The 17,621-nt window shown below is 68.4% G+C and carries 14 protein-coding genes; 7 read left to right on the top strand and 7 right to left on the bottom strand.

The genetic code is table 11. The features are described from left to right. Positions 1 to 54 precede the first annotated feature (54 nt). The 7 genes from AC3WLY_RS10085 to AC3WLY_RS10055 form a co-directional block, all read right to left on the bottom strand. On the bottom strand, positions 55 to 1,059 hold the full coding sequence (locus tag AC3WLY_RS10085; protein ID WP_492308572.1) for a porin: 1,005 nt from the start codon (positions 1,057 to 1,059) through the stop codon (positions 55 to 57). Positions 1,060 to 1,286: 227 nt separating this feature from the next. Then, complete coding sequence (locus AC3WLY_RS10080; RefSeq protein ID WP_175962394.1) at positions 1,287 to 2,717, bottom strand: purine-cytosine permease family protein; 1,431 nt, start codon at positions 2,715 to 2,717, stop codon at positions 1,287 to 1,289. A 623-nt stretch (positions 2,718 to 3,340) separates the two neighbouring features. After that, positions 3,341 to 3,970 carry an NAD(P)H-binding protein gene (locus AC3WLY_RS10075; RefSeq protein WP_492308573.1) on the bottom strand — a complete coding sequence of 210 codons (630 nt, stop codon included), beginning with the start codon at positions 3,968 to 3,970 and terminating at the stop codon, positions 3,341 to 3,343. Between the two features lie 343 nt (positions 3,971 to 4,313). After that, complete coding sequence (gene lpdA, locus AC3WLY_RS10070; protein ID WP_310135031.1) at positions 4,314 to 5,705, bottom strand: dihydrolipoyl dehydrogenase; 1,392 nt, start codon at positions 5,703 to 5,705, stop codon at positions 4,314 to 4,316. Positions 5,706 to 5,710: 5 nt separating this feature from the next. Further along, entirely contained in the window at positions 5,711 to 7,081 is a 1,371-nt protein-coding gene (locus tag AC3WLY_RS10065) for a dihydrolipoamide acetyltransferase family protein (protein WP_425132248.1), read from the bottom strand. Position 7,082: 1 nt separating this feature from the next. After that, positions 7,083 to 8,129, bottom strand: coding sequence for an alpha-ketoacid dehydrogenase subunit beta (locus AC3WLY_RS10060; RefSeq protein WP_371286988.1), 1,047 nt, complete (start codon positions 8,127 to 8,129; stop codon positions 7,083 to 7,085). After that, complete coding sequence (locus AC3WLY_RS10055) at positions 8,126 to 9,358, bottom strand: 3-methyl-2-oxobutanoate dehydrogenase (2-methylpropanoyl-transferring) subunit alpha (protein ID WP_492308574.1); 1,233 nt, start codon at positions 9,356 to 9,358, stop codon at positions 8,126 to 8,128. The genes AC3WLY_RS10060 and AC3WLY_RS10055 overlap by 4 nt, the downstream gene beginning before the upstream one ends. A 1,013-nt stretch (positions 9,359 to 10,371) precedes the next feature. Here AC3WLY_RS10055 and AC3WLY_RS10050 point away from each other — a divergent pair. From AC3WLY_RS10050 to AC3WLY_RS10020, 7 genes are all read left to right on the top strand, one after another. Next, complete coding sequence (locus tag AC3WLY_RS10050) at positions 10,372 to 11,397, top strand: LacI family DNA-binding transcriptional regulator (protein WP_072435913.1); 1,026 nt, start codon at positions 10,372 to 10,374, stop codon at positions 11,395 to 11,397. 73 nt (positions 11,398 to 11,470) lie between these two features. After that, positions 11,471 to 12,499 carry an ABC transporter substrate-binding protein gene (locus tag AC3WLY_RS10045; RefSeq protein ID WP_492308575.1) on the top strand — a complete coding sequence of 343 codons (1,029 nt, stop codon included), beginning with the start codon at positions 11,471 to 11,473 and terminating at the stop codon, positions 12,497 to 12,499. A 17-nt stretch (positions 12,500 to 12,516) separates the two neighbouring features. Further along, positions 12,517 to 13,341, top strand: coding sequence for an ABC transporter permease (locus AC3WLY_RS10040; RefSeq protein WP_072435915.1), 825 nt, complete (start codon positions 12,517 to 12,519; stop codon positions 13,339 to 13,341). A gap of 10 nt (positions 13,342 to 13,351) precedes the next feature. Next, on the top strand, positions 13,352 to 14,260 hold the full coding sequence (locus AC3WLY_RS10035) for an ABC transporter permease (RefSeq protein ID WP_492308576.1): 909 nt from the start codon (positions 13,352 to 13,354) through the stop codon (positions 14,258 to 14,260). A 29-nt stretch (positions 14,261 to 14,289) separates the two neighbouring features. After that, positions 14,290 to 15,321 (top strand): ABC transporter ATP-binding protein, encoded by a 1,032-nt coding sequence (locus AC3WLY_RS10030; protein WP_492308577.1) that lies wholly within the window; start codon positions 14,290 to 14,292, stop codon positions 15,319 to 15,321. Positions 15,322 to 15,407: 86 nt separating this feature from the next. Then, positions 15,408 to 16,232 carry a phosphodiesterase gene (locus AC3WLY_RS10025; protein WP_492308578.1) on the top strand — a complete coding sequence of 275 codons (825 nt, stop codon included), beginning with the start codon at positions 15,408 to 15,410 and terminating at the stop codon, positions 16,230 to 16,232. A gap of 184 nt (positions 16,233 to 16,416) precedes the next feature. After that, positions 16,417 to 17,616, top strand: a complete 1,200-nt coding sequence (locus AC3WLY_RS10020; RefSeq protein ID WP_425132251.1) for an MFS transporter — start codon at positions 16,417 to 16,419, stop codon at positions 17,614 to 17,616. Positions 17,617 to 17,621 lie beyond the last annotated feature (5 nt).

The raw sequence follows: 17,621 nt of genomic DNA, 5'->3' as shown, positions 1-17,621 counted from the left end.
GCGAACGCGCCCGGGGAAAGCGCCGGGCGTACACGGCCCGGCGCATCGACAACGTCAGAAGCGATGCACGATGCCGAGCTGCACGCCTCGCGCGTTCGCGCCCGGATACGCGAGCGGCAGGCCGGGGTTCGCCGCGCCCGCGAGCGTGTAGCCAGCCTGGTTCCGGTTGCGCAGGTATGACAGTGCGCCGTAGAAGCTCGTGCGCTTCGACAGGTCGTACTCGTACATCAGCCCGAGCTGGTCCGCGTCGTTGCCCTGCGACGACTGGTCGTGCAGATACGCGTAACCGAGCGCGACATAGTTGGCCGGGTTGAACTGGTACTTGACCGACAGCCCGTACACGCGCGAATCGATTCCGAGGTCGGCCCACTTCACCGCGGAGAAACCACCGTAGACCGTCGCCTTGCCGATCGCATACGACGCGCCGGCCATGATCGTGCGATCGGTCGTGGTCGCCGTCGCGTTCTTCAGCCACTGGCCCGCGACGAACGCCGCGAACGGCCCGTGTTCGTAGGTCAGGTCGAACTGCTGGCTGGAGCCTGCCGAGCGCGCGCCGCCCGCATCGCCGAACCCGAAATACAGCCCGCCCTGGAAGCCGGCGATCTCCGGGCTCTGGTACGACAGCGTATTGCTCGTGCGGAACGCGAACACGGTCAGGTTGTCCATGCCCGATGCCTGCGTGACGCCGCCGAACGCATCCTGCCCGCCCTGGTCGTTGAACAGCGGCGAATTCTGCCGGCCCGCGCGCACCTTGCCCCACTGCCCCGCGATGCCGACCCACGCCTGACGGTTGAACATGCTGCCCGAACTCGCCAGCGAGCCGTCGTTCGGGTTGAAGCCGTTTTCCAGCGCGAACTCGATTTTCTGCCCGCCGCCGATATCCTCACCGCCCTTCAGCCCGAACCGGCTGCCCCACTGGCCGCCGGAGCCGATCGCCGCCGTATAGCCGTTGCCGGTATTCACGTACTGCGCGAATTCGTCGATCACGCCGTACAGCGTGACGCCGTCCTGCGCGAACGCGGTTCCCGAGCCGCCAAGACACACGGCTGCGACCGTCATCCGAAGAACGGCATGCGGCGGCCGTACCGGGGAAGCGTTCCCGCGGCATTTCATTTGCTTAGTCATACTATTTTATTGAACGAGAATGAAACGATGCCGGGCGCGGCGGTAGCGCCGCACCGGCATCGCCGGAAAGGGAATGTGCAGGAGAGCCCGGCGCAGGGAGCGCCCGGCTCGACGCGACGCTCAGGCCAGTTGCCGGCCGGCCCGATGCGCGAGACGTGTCGTCAGTGGTGAACTTCGCCGCGTTCGAGCGGCAGGATCAGGCGTTCGGGGATGCTGCGTTGCGACGCGCGCGCGCCGATGTAATACAGCACGGCCGGCACGATCAGGCCGAGGATCCACGAGATGTCGGTGCCGCCGAGCGCGTCGACGAGCGGCCCCGTGTAGATGTGCGTCGACATGAACGGCAACTGCACGAGGATGCCGACCACGTAGATCGTGATCGCCATCGCGTTCCAGCGGCCGTAGCGGCCATCCGGATCGGACAGCGCCGGCACGTCGTAGCGCGAGCGCGTGAAGCAGTAGTAGTCGACCAGGTTGATCGCGCTCCACGGCGTGAAGAACGCGAGCAGGAACAGGATGAACGCGGTGAATTCCTTCAGGAACGAATGGCGGCCCGCGAGCGCGATCAGCGTCGACACGCAGATCATCCCGAAGATGTACACGAGGCGGCTCTTCGACGACACGGCACCCTTGCCGCGAAAGCCGCTGACGATCGTCGCCATCGACATGAAGCTGCCGTACGCGTTGAGCGCCGTCACCGTCACCTTGCCGAACGCGATGCTGAAGTACAGCAGTGCGGCCACGGCGCCCGTCGAGCCGAGGCCGACGATATACGCCACTTCATGGTGCGCGAACTGGCTGCCGGCCAGCGCGGCCGCGAACACGCCGAACACCATCGCCGCCTGCGCGCCGATCACCGAGCCCAGGCCGACCGCGAGAAACGTCGCGACCGACGACGTCGAGCGCGGCAGGTAGCGCGAATAGTCGGCGACGTACGGGCCGAACGCGATCTGCCACGACGCCGACAGCGACATCGACAGCAGGAAGCTCGCGAGCGAGAAATGCCTGTTCGCGAGCAGCGCGCCGACGTCGTGGTTCGCGAACAGCTGCGAGAACATGTAGACGAACGCGACGATGCCGACCACGCTCGCGATCCGTCCGACGAAGTGGATCGCGCGATAACCGAACACGGTCAGCACGACGATCACGGCCGCGAACAGCAGGATGCCGGCCGCGTCGTCGACATGCAGCAGCTGCGCGACGGCCTGCCCGGCCAGCACCGAGCCGCTGGCGGAAAAGCCGATATACATCAGGCATACGAGCACGATCGGGATCATCGCGCCGTACACGCCGAACTGCACGCGGCTCGAGATCATCTGCGGCAGCCCGAGCTGCGGCCCTTGCGCGCCGTGCAGCGCCATCACGGCGCCGCCGACGAGCTGGCCGAGCAGCAGCGCGACCAGCGACCAGAACACGTCGCCGCCGAGCACGACGGCGAGCGCACCCGTGACGATGGCCGTGATCTGCATGTTGGCCGACAGCCACAGCGTGAACTGGCTCAGCAGCCCGCCGTGGCGCTCGGTGTCGGGAATGAAGTCGATCGAGCGAACCTCGATCAGGCCGCCGGCTTTTCCACTGGGATTCGTTGACACGGGGAAATCTCCACAATACTCAGGACCGCAAATGGTTTGAAAAGACAGGAATCTGCGAGCCGCCCTTTCGGCTCTTCGGGTGCGGGGCGCCGTGGATCGCCGGCATGCGCCACGCACGCACGGTTTGCACGCTGGCGCGCAAGCGGCACGACGTGTGCCGACATTGCCAGCGGATGATCTTGTATATACAACTTGCGAGATATCGGTGATTACCCGATATCCGTCTATTTTCGAAATTGTTCGAACGATCGGGACGTGTCCGACCGGTTTTTCGTAAGTTTTGAGTTTGAAGAATGAAAGGCTTCGCGCTTGCGCGCGAGGCCTGTTTGCATGGCGAAGCAGTTTTGAGAACGCGCGATGTGTCGGGCGTCGGCCGATGCGCACATCACGCATTCGGCTCGCGCACGCCCTACCCGGTCTGAAGCGTCAGGATTTCGTCGCCGGCGTCATCGAGCTTGCCGGTCGAATTCCAGCTCGCGACACCGAGGAACCGCGACGGCAGCGAAGCGCTGGATGCATTCACCGCAGCGCTCGCCGAACAGTTCGGCGGGCTCGACGGTTTCGCGGGCAAATAGCCGACGCGTGCCGCGCGGCGGTGCCCGCGGCTCACCGCCCGTTCGGGTTCAGACGAGCCGATCCGATGCGACGACCTGCACACCCGGCCGCGCATCGATCGCGGCGTCGACCAGCGCGCGCGCAATCCGCGACGCGGGATTCACGCGCCACTTCGCAGGCAACACGGGGCGGGCGACGTTCAACGCGAACGCCAGCAGCCGCTCGCCGAGCCTGAACTCGTCGCGGCTGCCGCCGATCAGGCCCGGCCGCACATAAGTGAGCGACGCGAACCCGACGCCGGCCAGCGCGTGTTCGACCTCGCCCTTGACGCGGTTGTAGAAGATGCGCGACGCGGAATCCGCGCCAAGTGCCGAGTTCAGCACGTAGGCCGGCGTGCCGTGCCGGTGCGCGAGCCGCGCGACCGCGAGCGGATAGTCGTGATCGACGCGCCGGAATGCGGCCTGCGAGCCGGCGGCCCGCATCGTGGTGCCGAGCGTGCAGATCACGGCATCGGCCTGCCACCAGTCGGCCTCGTCGGGCAGATGATCGAAATCGACCTCCAGCGCGCGCATCTTCGGATGCGGCGACAACGGCCGGCGCGCGAGGACGACCACCTGATCGACCCGCGCATCGGCAAGCGCGACTTCGAGGACGTGGCGCCCGACGAGCCCGGTCGCGCCGACGAGCAGCAGTTTCATGTCCGGTTCTTCCGTGTGGAGCCTGCGTTGGCGGGCCGGGAGCGGCCCGGTTTCCGGCTATCGACATGATGGTCGGTCAACCCTGCGCCGGCAACCTTCCCGCATCTCTAGAAATTACAGACCGCGCTCGCTGCATATCTCGAATCGGCCGCGTCATGCTGCCGGCTTCGGGCCACTCCATGCATCAAGTCTTCGCGTTTTATCGTGAAGTGAAGGCGCGACGCGTCGAACCCCGCGCGGGCGCAGCCGTTTCGGATCGGCTTCGGTGCAGACACCGGCGCAGTAACCTGAAAGCCGCCGATGCGCACATTGCGCACCGGCGCCTCCGTTTCAGAACGACGCGTCAAACATGCAACGCATGCCCCAGCGCACGCAATGCCGCCTCCTGCAGCGCTTCGCCCAGCGTTGGATGCGCATGGATCGTGCCGCCGATGTCTTCCAGCCGCGCGCCCATCTCCAGCGACTGCGAGAACGCCGCAGCCAGCTCCGACACCCCGCGCCCGACGGCCTGCCAGCCGACGATCAGGTGGTTGTCGCGCCGCGCGACGACGCGAACGAAACCTTCGGTTGCCTGCAGCGTCATCGCGCGCCCGTTCGCCGCGAACGGAAACGACGCGCTCAGACAATCGACGCCGGTCGCGCGGGCGTCGTCCGGCGACCAGCCGGCCGTCACGATCTCGGGATCGGTGAAGCACACGGCCGGGATCGATGCCGGCATGAACTTGCGGCGCCGGCCGGCGATCAGCTCGGCGACCACCTCACCCTGCGCCATCGCGCGATGCGCGAGCATCGGCTCGCCGGCGACGTCGCCGATCGCCCACACGTTGCGCATTGACGTCCGGCATTCGTCGTCGATCCACAGCGCCCGGCCGTTACGATCGAGCGGCAGCGCCTCGAGCCCGAAGCCGTCGACGCGCGGCCGGCGGCCGACCGCGACCAGCACGCGATCGGCCGGCAGCGTCCGTTCGGCGCCGTCGGCCGCCTGCACGCGCACCGCGCCGTGCTCCGCGAGCCCGAGCACCTTGTGGCCGAGCCACAGCCCGACACCGAGCCGCGCGAGCGAATCGGCAACCGGCCTCGCGAGTTCGGCATCGTACGCAGGCAATACGCGCTCCGCCGCTTCGACGACGCTCACGTCGACCCCGAGCTTGCGATAGACGATCCCGAGTTCGAGCCCGATATACCCGGCCCCGACGACGACCAGCCGCTTCGGCAACGTCGTGGGCGACAGCGCCTCGGTGGACGACACGACATGCCCGCCGAACGGCATCGACGGCAGTTCGACCGGTTCGGAACCGGTCGCGAGCAACAGGTGCTCGCAACCGATCCGCGCCGTGTGGCCGCCGGCGACGACGTCGACAGTCTTGCCGTCGATCACGTGCGCGTCGCCGTGCAGCACGCGCACGCCGTTCTTCTTGAGCAGCGCGTCGACGCCGCGCGTCAGCCGGTCGACGATGCCGTCCTTCCACGCGACGCTTTGCGCGATATCGATCTCGGGCGTGCGCACGCGGATCCCGAGCGCCCCTTCGCCGGCCTGGCCGCAGGCCTGTTCGAATGCGTCGGCCACGTGGATCAGCGCCTTCGACGGAATGCAGCCGATGTTCAGGCAGGTGCCGCCGAGCCGGTCGCGCTCGACCAGCACGGTCGGAATGCCGAGCTGGCCGGCGCGGATCGCGGCGACGTAGCCCCCCGGGCCGCCGCCGATCACGAGCAGCGTGGTGTGTTCGTTTTTCATCGGCCTCACTCCACGAACAGCAGTGCCGGGCGTTCGAGCACCCCGCGCACGGCCTGGATGAATTCGGCCGCGTCCGCGCCGTCGACGACGCGATGGTCGAACGACGACGACAGGTTCATCATCTTGCGCGCGACGACCGCGCCGTCGCGGATCATCGGCCGCTCGACGATCCGGTTCACGCCGACGATGCCGACTTCGGGATGATTGATGACCGGCGTCGACACGATGCCGCCGAGCGCGCCGAGGCTCGAGATCGTGATCGTCGAGCCGCTCAACTCGTCGCGCTGCGCGCGGTTCGCGCGCACCGCATCGGCGAGCCGCGCGATTTCGGCGGAGATCGACCACACGTCACGCGCTTCCGCATGACGCAGCACGGGCACCGTGAGGCCCGCATCCGTCTGCGTCGCGACACCCATGTGCACCGCGCCGTAGCGCGTGACGACGCCCGCTTCGTCGTCGAAGCGCGCGTTGATCTGCGGGAAGTCGCGCAGCGCGATCACCATCGCGCGGATCAGCAGCGGCAGCGGCGTGAGCCGGCCGCGCGTATCGCCGTAGCGGCGGTTCAGGTCCGCGCGCAACGATTCGAGCTCGGTGACGTCGATTTCCTCGACGTAGCTGAAGTGCGGAATGCGGCGCTTCGCTTCCTGCATCTTGCGCGCGATCGCACGCCGCAGGCCGATCACCGGCACTTCGGTTTCGTCGTTGCGTTCTTCGTAGCCGTGCGCTTGCGACGCGCGCGCCGTGCCGCTGCCAGTCTTCGCATACGCATCGAGGTCCGTGTGCAGGATCCGCCCTGCTTCACCCGTGCCGCGCACATAGCGCAACTCGATGCCCATGTCCCATGCGCGCTGACGCACGGCCGGCGACGCGAGCGGCCGTTCGCCCGGCGCGAGCGCCGCGCGCGGCTGCGCAGCAGGTTCGGCACGTTCCGCACGACGCGGCTCCGCGGGGGCGCGATTCGCCGCACGACCCGGCACCGCAGTGGCCGCAGGCGCTGCCGCCGGCACGTCGGCCACCGGCACGTCGGCCACGGGCACCGACCTTGCCGCCGCTGCCGCTGTCGTTTGAACCGGCGCCGCTTCCGCCTTCGCCTTCGCATCCCGCACCGGCGCACCCTGCTTCAGGTTGCCGTCGCCTTCGACCTCGAGGCGAATCAGCTCGCTGCCGACCGCCATCATCTCGCCGATCCGGCCGCCGAGTTCCAGCACCTTGCCCGACACCGGCGACGGAATCTCGACCGCCGCCTTGTCGGTCATCACGTCGGCGAGCGGCTGGTCTTCCGCGATCGTCTGTCCGACTTCCACATGCCAGGCCACCAGCTCGACCTCGGCGATCCCTTCGCCGATGTCCGGCATCTTGATGACATGAATCCCCATTTCACGCCTCCATCACGCGTCGCAACGCTTCGCCGACCCGGGCCGGGCCCGGAAAGTACGCCCATTCCTGCGCATGCGGATACGGCGTGTCCCAGCCCGTCGTGCGCTCGACCGGCGCCTCGAGGTGGTAGAAGCAATGTTCCTGAACCAGCGACACCAGTTCCGCGCCGTAGCCGCAGGTGCGCGTCGCCTCGTGCACCACGACGCAGCGCCCGGTCTTGCGCACCGACGCGACGACCGTGTCGAGGTCGAGCGGCCACAGCGTGCGCAGGTCGATCACCTCCGCGTCGATGCCCGTCTCCTCGGCCGCGGCGAGCGACACGTGCACCGTCGTGCCGTACGTCAGCACCGTCACGTCGTTGCCGGGCCGCACCACGGCGGCCGTATCGAGCGGCACCGTGTAGTAGCCCTCGGGCACGGCGCTCGCCGGATGCTTGAGCCACGACGTGACGGGCCGTTCGTGATGGCCGTCGAACGGCCCGTTGTACAGCCGTTTCGGCTCGAGGAAGATCACCGGGTCGTCGTTCTCGATCGACGCGATCAGCAGCCCTTTCGCGTCGTACGGATTCGACGGCATCACTGTGCGCAGCCCGCACACCTGCGTGAACATCGCCTCCGGGCTCTGGCTGTGCGTCTGGCCGCCGTAGATGCCGCCGCCGCACGGCATCCGGATCGTCATCGGCGCGGTGAACTGGCCGGCCGAGCGATAGCGCAGCCGCGCGCCTTCCGACACGATCTGGTCGGATGCCGGGTAGAAATAGTCGGCGAACTGGATCTCGCACACCGGGCGCAGCCCGTATGCGCCCATCCCCACCGCCACGCCGACGATCCCGCCTTCCGAGATCGGCGCATCGAACACGCGCGACTTGCCGTATTTGTTCTGCAGTCCTTCGGTACAGCGGAACACGCCGCCGAAATAACCGACGTCCTGCCCGAACACGACCACGTCGCCGTCGCGCCCGAGCATCACGTCCATCGCGGAGCGCAGCGCCTGGATCATCGTCATCGGCTGCGTCGCCGTGCCTGTCTCGAGTTGCGCCATGGTCATGCTCCCAGTTCCTGGCGCTGACGGCGCAGATGCGCGGGCAGCTCCTTGTATACGTCGTCGAACATCGAGGCCGGCGACGGAATCCGGTCGTCGGCCAGCGACCCGTATTGCTCCGCTTCCTTCTGCGCGGCGATCACCTCGGCCTCGAGCTCGGCCGTCAGCGCGTCGTGCGCGCTGTCCGACCAGATGCCCTTGACGATCAGGTGGCGCTTGAAGCGGGCGATCGGATCGCCGAGCGGGAAATGGGACCAGTCGTCGCTCGGCCGGTACTTGGTCGGATCGTCCGATGTCGAATGCGCACCAGCGCGGTAGGTCACCCACTCGATCAGCGTCGGGCCGAGATTGCGGCGCGCGCGTTCGGCCGCCCAGCTCGACGCCGCGTAGATCGCGAGGAAGTCGTTGCCGTCGACGCGCAGCGACGCGATCCCGCAGCCGACGCCGCGCCCCGCGAACGTCGTGCCTTCGCCGCCCGCGATCGCCTGGAACGTCGAGATCGCCCACTGGTTGTTGACGACGTTCAGCACGACCGGCGCGCGGTACACGTGCGCGAACGTGAGCGCGGTGTGGAAGTCGGCTTCGGCCGTCGCGCCGTCGCCGATCCACGCGGACGCGATCTTCGTGTCGCCCTTGATCGCCGACGCCATCCCCCAGCCGACCGCCTGGATGAACTGCGTCGCGAGATTGCCGGAAATCGAGAAAAAGCCCGCGTCGCGATCCGAGTACATCACGGGGAGCTGGCGCCCTTTCAGCGGGTCGCCTTCGTTCGACATCAGTTGGCAGATCATCCGCTCGAGCGGCACGTCGCGCGCGATCAGGATGCTCTGCTGCCGGTAGGTGGGAAAGCACATGTCGCCGTCGCGCAGCGCCATCGCGTGCGCGGTGCCGATCGCCTCCTCGCCGAGGCTCACCATGTAGAACGAGATTTTCTTCTGGCGCTGCGCGATCATCATGCGCGCGTCGAAAATGCGGGTCTTGAGCATCGCGCGCAGCCCGGCGATCAGGCGCGCATCGTCGAGGTCCGGCACCCACGGGCCGAGGGCGTTGCCGTGGTCGTCGAGCACGCGCACGAGGCTGCGGGCGAGATTGGCGGTGTCCGCCGGGGCAACGTCGATCGGCGGGCGGCGGACCGCACCGGCCGGCGATAGATGCAGATAGGAAAAATCCGTCTTGCAGCCCGGGCGCCCGGTGGGCTCCGGCACATGCAGACGCAATGGCTCTGACAGGCTCATCGTGTCGTCTCCACGCTCGATTGTGTCTCACGCTGATAGGCGCGCGCGGCCGGTTGCCGGCCTGCGCGCGGGCTGGCGCGCGGGTAAGCACGCCAACCTTGGAAATCTATGCAATGCCGCGCCGGCCGTCGATGACCAACCCGCTCGATCGCGGTGAGCATATTTGCCATGATAGGCGCGGGACGGCGGAATGTTATGCCCGTCGCGGCTGGCGGTCGCGCGCGCTTGTGTCAGTTGCATGGTCATCGCATCCGACGCGATGCCGCAAAAACAAAAAACCCGCGAGCGTTCGATCTCTCGCGGGTTTTCGGGCCTTCATGGAATCGCGTGGAAGCGATCGTGGTGCCGGGGACCGGACTTGAACCGGCAAGCCTGTTAAGGCGGCGGATTTTCGTCACACTGCTTCTTTCGAAGCCGGCGTCGCGAGCGCGATGCCGTTCGTGCGCTGGACTATGCCTTCGCCGTCGCGTGCGGGCGTAACCGCTGCCCGTGCGCCTTAGGCGCCCCCCGTCTAGTCTCTACACCTTCCTCGCGGGTGCCGCGAGGCTTGGCTCGGCGTTGCCTCGATGCGCGCATCAGGGGTTTCGCCGAATTTGAAGGGTTCTGCACCGACCGTTTCCGGCCGGGCACTCAATCGTTTAAGTCCGCTATGTTTACCAATTTCATCACCCCGGCAAGAGGGCGGACGCGATTCTACCATTGCTTGCGCATACGTTCCCTTATTCGGGCGACATGCGTTGGGACGCGTCGTACGTGCGCGCGCCATCGCCGCTCGACGCACCATCGCATCGCACGCATTCGTCCAGTGTAATCAGCGCCGATGCGACACTGCCCGCGATTTCGTCCCGCGCCGCAACATCCGCCGATACAATCGAGTCCGCCTTGTCCGACGGTCACAAACTGTCTGACGTTTGTATCGCGCCTGTTGCGAAACAAGCGTCGCGTACGTCATCGCGAAGTCACAAACGTTTTCGATAATCCCCCTGCCGAAAACGTTTACATCGCGCTACTTCATGACCTCGACCATCAAGGACGTTGCTGCCCTCGCGGGCTTCTCGATCGCCACCGTCTCGCGCGCGATCAACGCACCGCATACCGTCAGCCCCGCCACGCTGCAGACAATCCGCACCGCGATCGACACGCTGCAGTTCCGCCCGAGCCCGCTCGGCCGGCAACTGCGCGGCGAACGCACGCGGCTCGTCGGCGTCGTCGTGCCGACGCTGTCGAACCCGGTGTTCGCCGATTGCCTGCAAGGCATCGACGAGCTCGCGACGGCGGCCGGCTTCAAGCTGATCCTGATGACGACCGAGTACGACGCGGCGCGCGAGCGTCACGCAATCGAGACGCTGCGCGAGCAGCGCGTCGAAGGGCTGATCCTCACCGTCGCCGACGCGGACACGCACCCGCTGCTCGACATGCTCGATCGCGACGGCCCGCATTACGTGCTGATGCACAACGACACGCAGCGCCGCCCGTCGGTGTCGGTCGACAACCGCAGCGCCGCCTATGACGGCGTGCGGCTGCTGACCGCGCGCGGTCACCGCCGCGTGCTGATGCTGGCCGGTTCGCTCGCCGCGTCGGATCGCGCGCGCCAGCGCCATCTCGGTTATGCGCAGGCACTCGAGGAAAGCGGCGTCGCCACGCTGCCGCCGGTCGAAGTCGACTTCAACGCGCCCGAGCTGCCCGACGCGGTGCTCGCGCATCTGACCTCGCGCGCCACGCGTCCGACCGCCCTCTTCTGCAGCAACGACCTGCTCGCGATGGTCGTAATGCGCGGCCTGCGCCGCGCGGGCTTCTCGATCCCGGACGATCTGTCGGTGCTCGGCTTCGACGGGATCGCGATCGGCGAACTGCTCGCGCCGCCGCTCGCGAGCGTCGCGACGCCGAACCGCGACATCGGCCGCCACGCATGGCGGCGTCTCGTCGAATGCATCGGCGGCGCGACGATCGAACGCACGTCGCTGATCCTGCCGCACGCGGTACGCGACGGCGCGACGGTCGCGCCGCCTGCCACCGACCTGCAATTGCGCAAGGCCTGAACGCACCGGCGTGCCACCGCGCACGCCGACCACCACACCACCCCAGCGCCACACACTCGCCCGGAGACCCACCGTGTCCTTTCGCCTGACCTCGCTGCTGCGCGCGCTCGCCGCGCCGCTCGCCTGCGCCGCGCTTTTCGCCGGCGCACCCGCCGCCCACGCCGACGAAACGGCGATCTGCTACAACTGCCCGCCCGAATGGGCCGACTGGGCCGCGCAGATCGCGGCGATCAAGCAGAAGACCGGCATTCGCGTGCCGTTCGACAACAAGAACTCGGGCCAGTCGATCGCGCAGCTGATCGCCGAACAGAAGAGCCCGGTCGCCGACGTCGTCTACCTCGGCGTGTCGTCGGCATTCCAGGCGAAGGACAAAGGCGTGATCGCGCCGTACAAGCCCGCACACTGGAACGACATTCCCGCGAACCTGAAGGATCCGCAAGGCTACTGGTTCGCGATCCACTCGGGCACGCTCGGCTTCTTCGTGAACAAGGACGCGCTCGACGGCAAGCCGGTGCCGCGCTCGTGGGCCGATCTGCTGAAGCCCGAATACAAGGGCATGGTCGGTTATCTCGATCCGTCCAGCGCATTCGTCGGCTACGCGGGTGCGGTGGCCGTCAACCAGGCGCTCGGCGGCAGCGTCGACAACTTCAAGCCGGCGCTCGACTGGTTCCGCAAGCTGAAGGCGAACGCGCCGATCGTGCCGAAGCAGACCGCGTATGCGCGCGTGCTGTCCGGCGAGATTCCGATCCTGCTCGACTACGACTTCGACGCGTATCGCGCGAAATACAAGGACAACGCGAACGTCGAGTTCGTGATTCCGAAGGAAGGCACGATCGCGGTGCCGTATGTGATGAGCCTCGTGAAGGGCGCGCCGCACGACGCGAACGGCAGGAAGGTGCTCGACTTCGTGCTGTCGGACGAAGGCCAGAAGCTGTGGGCCGACGCGTACCTGCGCCCGGTGCGCGCGCAGGCGCTCGGCGCCGATGTCGCCGCGAAGTTCCTGCCGGCGAGCGAGTACGCACGTGCGAAACCGGTCGACTTCGGCAAGATGGCGGCCGGTCAGCAGGCGTTCGGCCAGCAGTACCTGCAGGTGATGCAGTAAGCAGCAGGACGCAACCGATGCTCGATCTGACTTTCCCGCTGCGCTGGCGCGTCGCGCTCGTCGCGCCGGCACTCGCGATGTTCGCCGCGTTCTGGCTGCTGCCGATGGCGGCGCTCGTGCAGGTGTCCGCCGACGGCGCGTTTTTCTCGCAGTACGCGGCGCTGCTCGGCAATGCACGCTACATGAAGAGCCTCGGCGAGACCGTCGCGCTGTCCGCGGGCGTCACGCTCGCGACGCTCGCGCTGTCGACGATCTCCGGCCTGCTGCTCGCGCGCCGCGAATTCGCCGGCAAGCGCGTGCTGCTCGCGCTGCTCACGTTCCCGCTCGCGTTCCCGGGCGTCGTCGTCGGCTTCATGGTGATCATGCTCGCCGGGCGCCAGGGGCTGATCGGCATGCTGTCCGCGAAGCTCACGGGCGACAAGTGGGTGTTTGCGTATTCGGTCGCGGGCCTGTTCGTCGGCTACCTGTACTTCTCGATTCCGCGCGTGATCGTCACCGTGATCGCGGCCGCGTCGAAGCTCGATGCATCGCTCGAGGAAGCCGCGCGCTCGCTCGGCGCATCGCCGTGGCGCATCTTCGTCGACATCGTGCTGCCCGCGCTCGCGCCGGGCCTGATCGCGGCCGGCGCGATCTGCTTCGCGACCGCGATGGGCGCATTCGGTACCGCGTTCACGCTGGCCACCGACCTGAACGTGCTGCCGATGACGATCTATACCGAGTTCACGCTGAACGCGAACATCGCGACGGCGGCCGGCCTGTCGATCGTGCTCGGCATCGTCACCTGGGCCGTGCTCGCGCTCGCGCGCCGCTTCACCGGCCATACCGCCGCCGCCGCGGCCTGAGGATTCCTGCATGCAATCGCTTTCCGGCTCTTCCGCGCCGTCGCCGGCGCCGACGCCCGCTTCCGCTTCCGCGCAGGCGAACGGTGTTGCGCGGCGCGCGCCGCGCGTCACGGGCGCGCGTGCGATCGCCGCGCTGCAATGGGGTGTCACGCTGCTGCTGTGCGCGTTCCTGATCGTGCCCGTCGTGATGTCGGTGCTCGCGGGGCTGACCGTCAACTATTTCCGCGGACTGTCGAGCGGCCTCACGCTGCGCTGGCTCGAACAGGTGTGGCAGCAGTATCACGGCTCGGTCGCGCTGTCTCTATACGTCGCGTTCGCGACGCTCGCGATCGTGCTCGCGGTCGGCGTGCCGGCCGGCTATGCGCTCGCGCGCAGCAAGAGCCGCGTCGCGCGTGCGATCGAGGAGGCGCTCGTGCTGCCGGTCGCGCTGCCGGGCCTCGCGTCGGCGCTCGCGCTGCTGGTCGTGTACGGCGGCTTCACCGCGTTCCGGATGAGCCTGTGGTTCATCGTCGTCGGCCACGTCGTGTTCACGCTGCCGTTCATGGTGCGCGCGGTCGCGGCCGTCGCGGCAGGCGCCGACCTGCGCACGCTCGAGGAAGGCGCGGCCAGCCTCGGTGCATCGTTCGTCACGCGCTTCGTCACGATCGTGCTGCCGAACCTGCGCCCCGGCATCGTCGCGGGCGCGCTCGCGGTGCTCACGCTGTCGATCGGCGAATTCAACCTCACGTGGATGCTGCATACGCCCGACACCAAGACGCTGCCCGTCGGGCTCGCCGATACCTATGCGTCGCTGCGCCTCGAAGTCGGCAGCGCATACACGATCCTGTTCCTGCTGATGACGCTGCCGCTCCTCGTCGCGATGCAATGGCTCGGCGTCGATCCGTCCGGCACGCGTGCACTCAAGCGCCGCCCGCGCTGACCCGCTGACCCGCCGACCTTTTCGCTGACATGAAACTCGATTCCACTCCCATCACCCTGACCGGCTGCGCGAAGACGTTCCGCGGCACGCGCGTGCTCGAACCGCTCGACCTGTCGATCGGCGCGGGCGAAACGCTCGTGCTGCTCGGGCCGTCCGGCTGCGGCAAGACGACGACGCTGCGCCTGATCGCGGGCCTCGACACGCCGGACGCCGGCGGCACGATCGCGTTCGGCAACGACGACGTGACCGCACTGCCGATCGAGCGCCGGCAGGTCGGCATGGTGTTCCAGAACTACGCGCTGTTTCCGAACCTGACGGTGCGCGGCAACGTCGGCTATGGGCTCAAGATTCGCAAGACCGAACCGCGCGCGCTGCGCGAGCGCGTCGACGAACTGCTCGCGATGATGCGGCTCGACGCGCATGCGGACAAGCCGATCGACCAGCTCTCGGGCGGCCAGCGCCAGCGCGTCGCGCTGGCGCGCGCGCTCGCGGTGCGGCCGCGCGTGCTGCTGCTCGACGAACCGCTGACGGCACTCGACGCGAAACTGCGCGACGTGCTGCGTCGCGAGATGAATGCGCTGCTGCGCGAGCTCGGCGTGACGACGGTCTACGTGACGCACGACCAGGCCGAAGCGATGGAGCTCGGCGACCGGATCGTCGTGATGGGCGCAGGTCGCATCGAACAGATCGGCACGCCGCGCGACATCTACTACCGGCCGGCCAACCGCACGGTCGCGCAGTTCATCGGTACGCTGAACCGGCTTGGCGGACAATGGCGCGATGGCGCGCTCGTGACGACGGGCGGCGCGATCGTCACGCCGCATGCGTCCGACGAGTGGTTCTTCCGCCCCGAGGATGCGCAGCTCGCCGATCCCGCGCATGCGCCGTTGCGCGGCACGGTCGGTGCGTGCGCGTTTCTCGGCGAGCGCACGCGGCTCACGATCGAGCACGCGGCGCCCGACGCGCTCGTGATCGACGTGCCGGGCCGCATCGCGCTCGCGCACGGCACGGCGGTCGGCATTACGATTGCACCAGACGGACTGATCGCGCTGGGCGCGTAATGCGCTTCGAATGCACCACGCATGCCCGCCCCACCGCGGCGCATGACGCCGCACCCACAATAACCAGACGATTCCGAGAACCGACGATGCTGCTAGCTCAAATCAGCGATCTCCACATCAAGCGGCCGGGCCAGCTCGCGTACCGGCGCGTCGACACGGCGGCCGCGCTCGCGCGCTGCATCGCGAGGCTGAACGCGCTCGTGCCGCGCCCCGACGCCGTGCTCGTCACCGGCGACCTGACCGATTTCGGCCACGACGACGAATACGCCAACCTGCGCGACCTGCTCGCGCCGCTCGAGATTCCGTACTACCTGATGATCGGCAATCACGACGACCGCGCCGGGCTGCGCCGCGCGTTCGCCGATCGCGCCGAACTGCAGGACGGCGAATTCGTGCAGTACGCGCTCGACGTCGGCGCGGTGCGCGTGCTCGCGCTCGATTCGCAGGTGCCGGGCGCGAGCCACGGCGACCTGTGCGACGCGCGGCTCGCATGGCTCGCCGCGCAGCTCGACGCCGCACGCGATCGCCCGGTGATCGTCGCGCTGCATCACCCGCCGTTCGTGTCGGGGATCGACCATATGGACGCGCTGCGCCTCGCGCCCGCCGCCGCCGCGAAACTCGATGCGCTGCTGCGTGCTTATCCGAACGTCGAGCGCGTGCTGTGCGGCCACGTGCACCGCACGATGTTTACGCGTTTCGGCGGCACGCTCGCGTCGGCCGTGCCGGCGCCCGCGCACCAGGTCGCGTTCGACCTGCGGGCCGATGCGCCGTCCGCGTTCCGGCTCGAACCGCCGGCGTTCGCGGTGCATCGTTATGCGCCGGATACGGGAATGACGTCGCACCACGTGTATGTGGACGAAGGCGCCGGGCCTTACCCGTTCTATGAACCGACGGGGGAGCTGGTCGACTGAACGCGTGAAGAACGTGCGATGACGGGCGGCCGGTCATGCCACTGGTATCGGTCGTGCCGGTTCGCCGCGCCCGGCAGGATTCACGGTGCTCCGGTATGATCGGCAGCCTCGGCCGGCGCCCGGCCCGCCTGCGCACCCGACGCGTGCGCCGCGCGCCGCGCCGCCCAACTTCGCCCGCGCAGCCATGTCCACCGCCTCCACCGACCGTCCGACCGACGCCGCCTCGCCCCACTACTCGCGCAGCCTGCTGTTGCTGCTCGCGACGATCGCGGGCGTGTCCGTCGCGAACATCTACTACAACCAGCCGCTGCTCGACAGCTTCCGCTCGGCCTTTCCCGACGGCGCGTCGTGGATCGGCGCGGTGCCGACCGCGACCCAGCTCGGCTATGCGGCCGGCATGTTCCTGCTCGCGCCGCTCGGCGACCGTTTCGATCGCCGCGGGCTGATCCTGATGCAGATCGCCGGCCTGTCGGTCGCGCTGATCGTGGCGGCCGCCGCGCCGTCGCTGGCCGTGCTCGCCGTCGCGAGCCTCGCGATCGGCGTGCTCGCCACCATCGCGCAACAGGCCGTGCCGTTCGCGGCCGAGATCGCGCCGCCCGCCGAACGCGGGCACGCGGTCGGCACCGTGATGAGCGGCCTGCTGCTCGGCATCCTGCTTGCGCGCACGGCCGCCGGTTTCGTCGCCGAATATTTCGGCTGGCGCGCGGTGTTCGCCGCGTCGGTCGCGGCGCTCGTCGCGCTGGCCGCCGTGATCGTGCTGCGGCTGCCGCGCAGCTCGCCGACGTCGACGCTGCCGTACGGCAAGCTGCTCGGCTCGATGTGGCATCTGGCGGTCGAACTGCGTGGGCTGCGCGAGGCATCGCTGACGGGCGCCGCGCTGTTCGCGGCGTTCAGCGCGTTCTGGCCCGTGCTCACGCTATTGCTCGCCGGCGCACCGTTCCATCTCGGTCCGCAGGCGGCCGGCCTGTTCGGGATCGTCGGCGCGGCGGGCGCGCTCGCGGCGCCCTACGCGGGGCGTTTTGCGGACACGCGCGGCCCGCGCGCGATCATCTCGCTCGCGATCGCGCTGCTCGCGCTGTCGTTCGTGATCTTCGCGCTGTCGGGCTCGAGCCTCGTCGGGCTCGTGATCGGCGTGATCGTGCTGGATGTCGGCGTGCAGGCCGCGCAGATCTCGAACCAGTCGCGCATCTATGCGTTGAAGCCCGAGGCACGCAGCCGCGTCAACACGGTGTACATGGTGTGCTATTTCATCGGCGGCGCGCTCGGCTCGTCGGCCGGCGTCGCCGCATGGCACGCGTTCGGCTGGACCGGCATGTGCGCGGCCGGGCTGCTGTTCACCGCACTCGCGGGCTGGTCCCACCATCGCGGCGGCCGGCGCGGCTGAACGCA

The organism is Burkholderia sp. FW306-1C-G01B, from assembly GCF_058781685.1.
Note: the sequence above shows the minus strand (reverse complement) of the source record. Positions and strands in the feature narration are given on the sequence as shown.

Bases quoted from the DNA above. Each gene is read 5' to 3' on its own strand.
- AC3WLY_RS10060 (WP_371286988.1), bottom strand. From the start codon at position 8,129: ATGACCATGGCGCAACTCGAGACAGGCACGGCGACGCAGCCGATGACG.
- lpdA (WP_310135031.1), bottom strand. From the start codon at position 5,705: ATGAAAAACGAACACACCACGCTGCTCGTGATCGGCGGCGGCCCGGGG.
- AC3WLY_RS10035 (WP_492308576.1), top strand. From the start codon at position 13,352: ATGCAATCGCTTTCCGGCTCTTCCGCGCCGTCGCCGGCGCCGACGCCC.
- AC3WLY_RS10085 (WP_492308572.1), bottom strand. From the start codon at position 1,059: ATGACGGTCGCAGCCGTGTGTCTTGGCGGCTCGGGAACCGCGTTCGCG.
- AC3WLY_RS10020 (WP_425132251.1), top strand. From the start codon at position 16,417: ATGTCCACCGCCTCCACCGACCGTCCGACCGACGCCGCCTCGCCCCAC.
- AC3WLY_RS10040 (WP_072435915.1), top strand. From the start codon at position 12,517: ATGCTCGATCTGACTTTCCCGCTGCGCTGGCGCGTCGCGCTCGTCGCG.
- AC3WLY_RS10050 (WP_072435913.1), top strand. From the start codon at position 10,372: ATGACCTCGACCATCAAGGACGTTGCTGCCCTCGCGGGCTTCTCGATC.
- AC3WLY_RS10065 (WP_425132248.1), bottom strand. From the start codon at position 7,081: ATGGGGATTCATGTCATCAAGATGCCGGACATCGGCGAAGGGATCGCC.
- AC3WLY_RS10025 (WP_492308578.1), top strand. From the start codon at position 15,408: ATGCTGCTAGCTCAAATCAGCGATCTCCACATCAAGCGGCCGGGCCAG.
- AC3WLY_RS10075 (WP_492308573.1), bottom strand. From the start codon at position 3,970: ATGAAACTGCTGCTCGTCGGCGCGACCGGGCTCGTCGGGCGCCACGTC.
- AC3WLY_RS10030 (WP_492308577.1), top strand. From the start codon at position 14,290: ATGAAACTCGATTCCACTCCCATCACCCTGACCGGCTGCGCGAAGACG.
- AC3WLY_RS10055 (WP_492308574.1), bottom strand. From the start codon at position 9,358: ATGAGCCTGTCAGAGCCATTGCGTCTGCATGTGCCGGAGCCCACCGGG.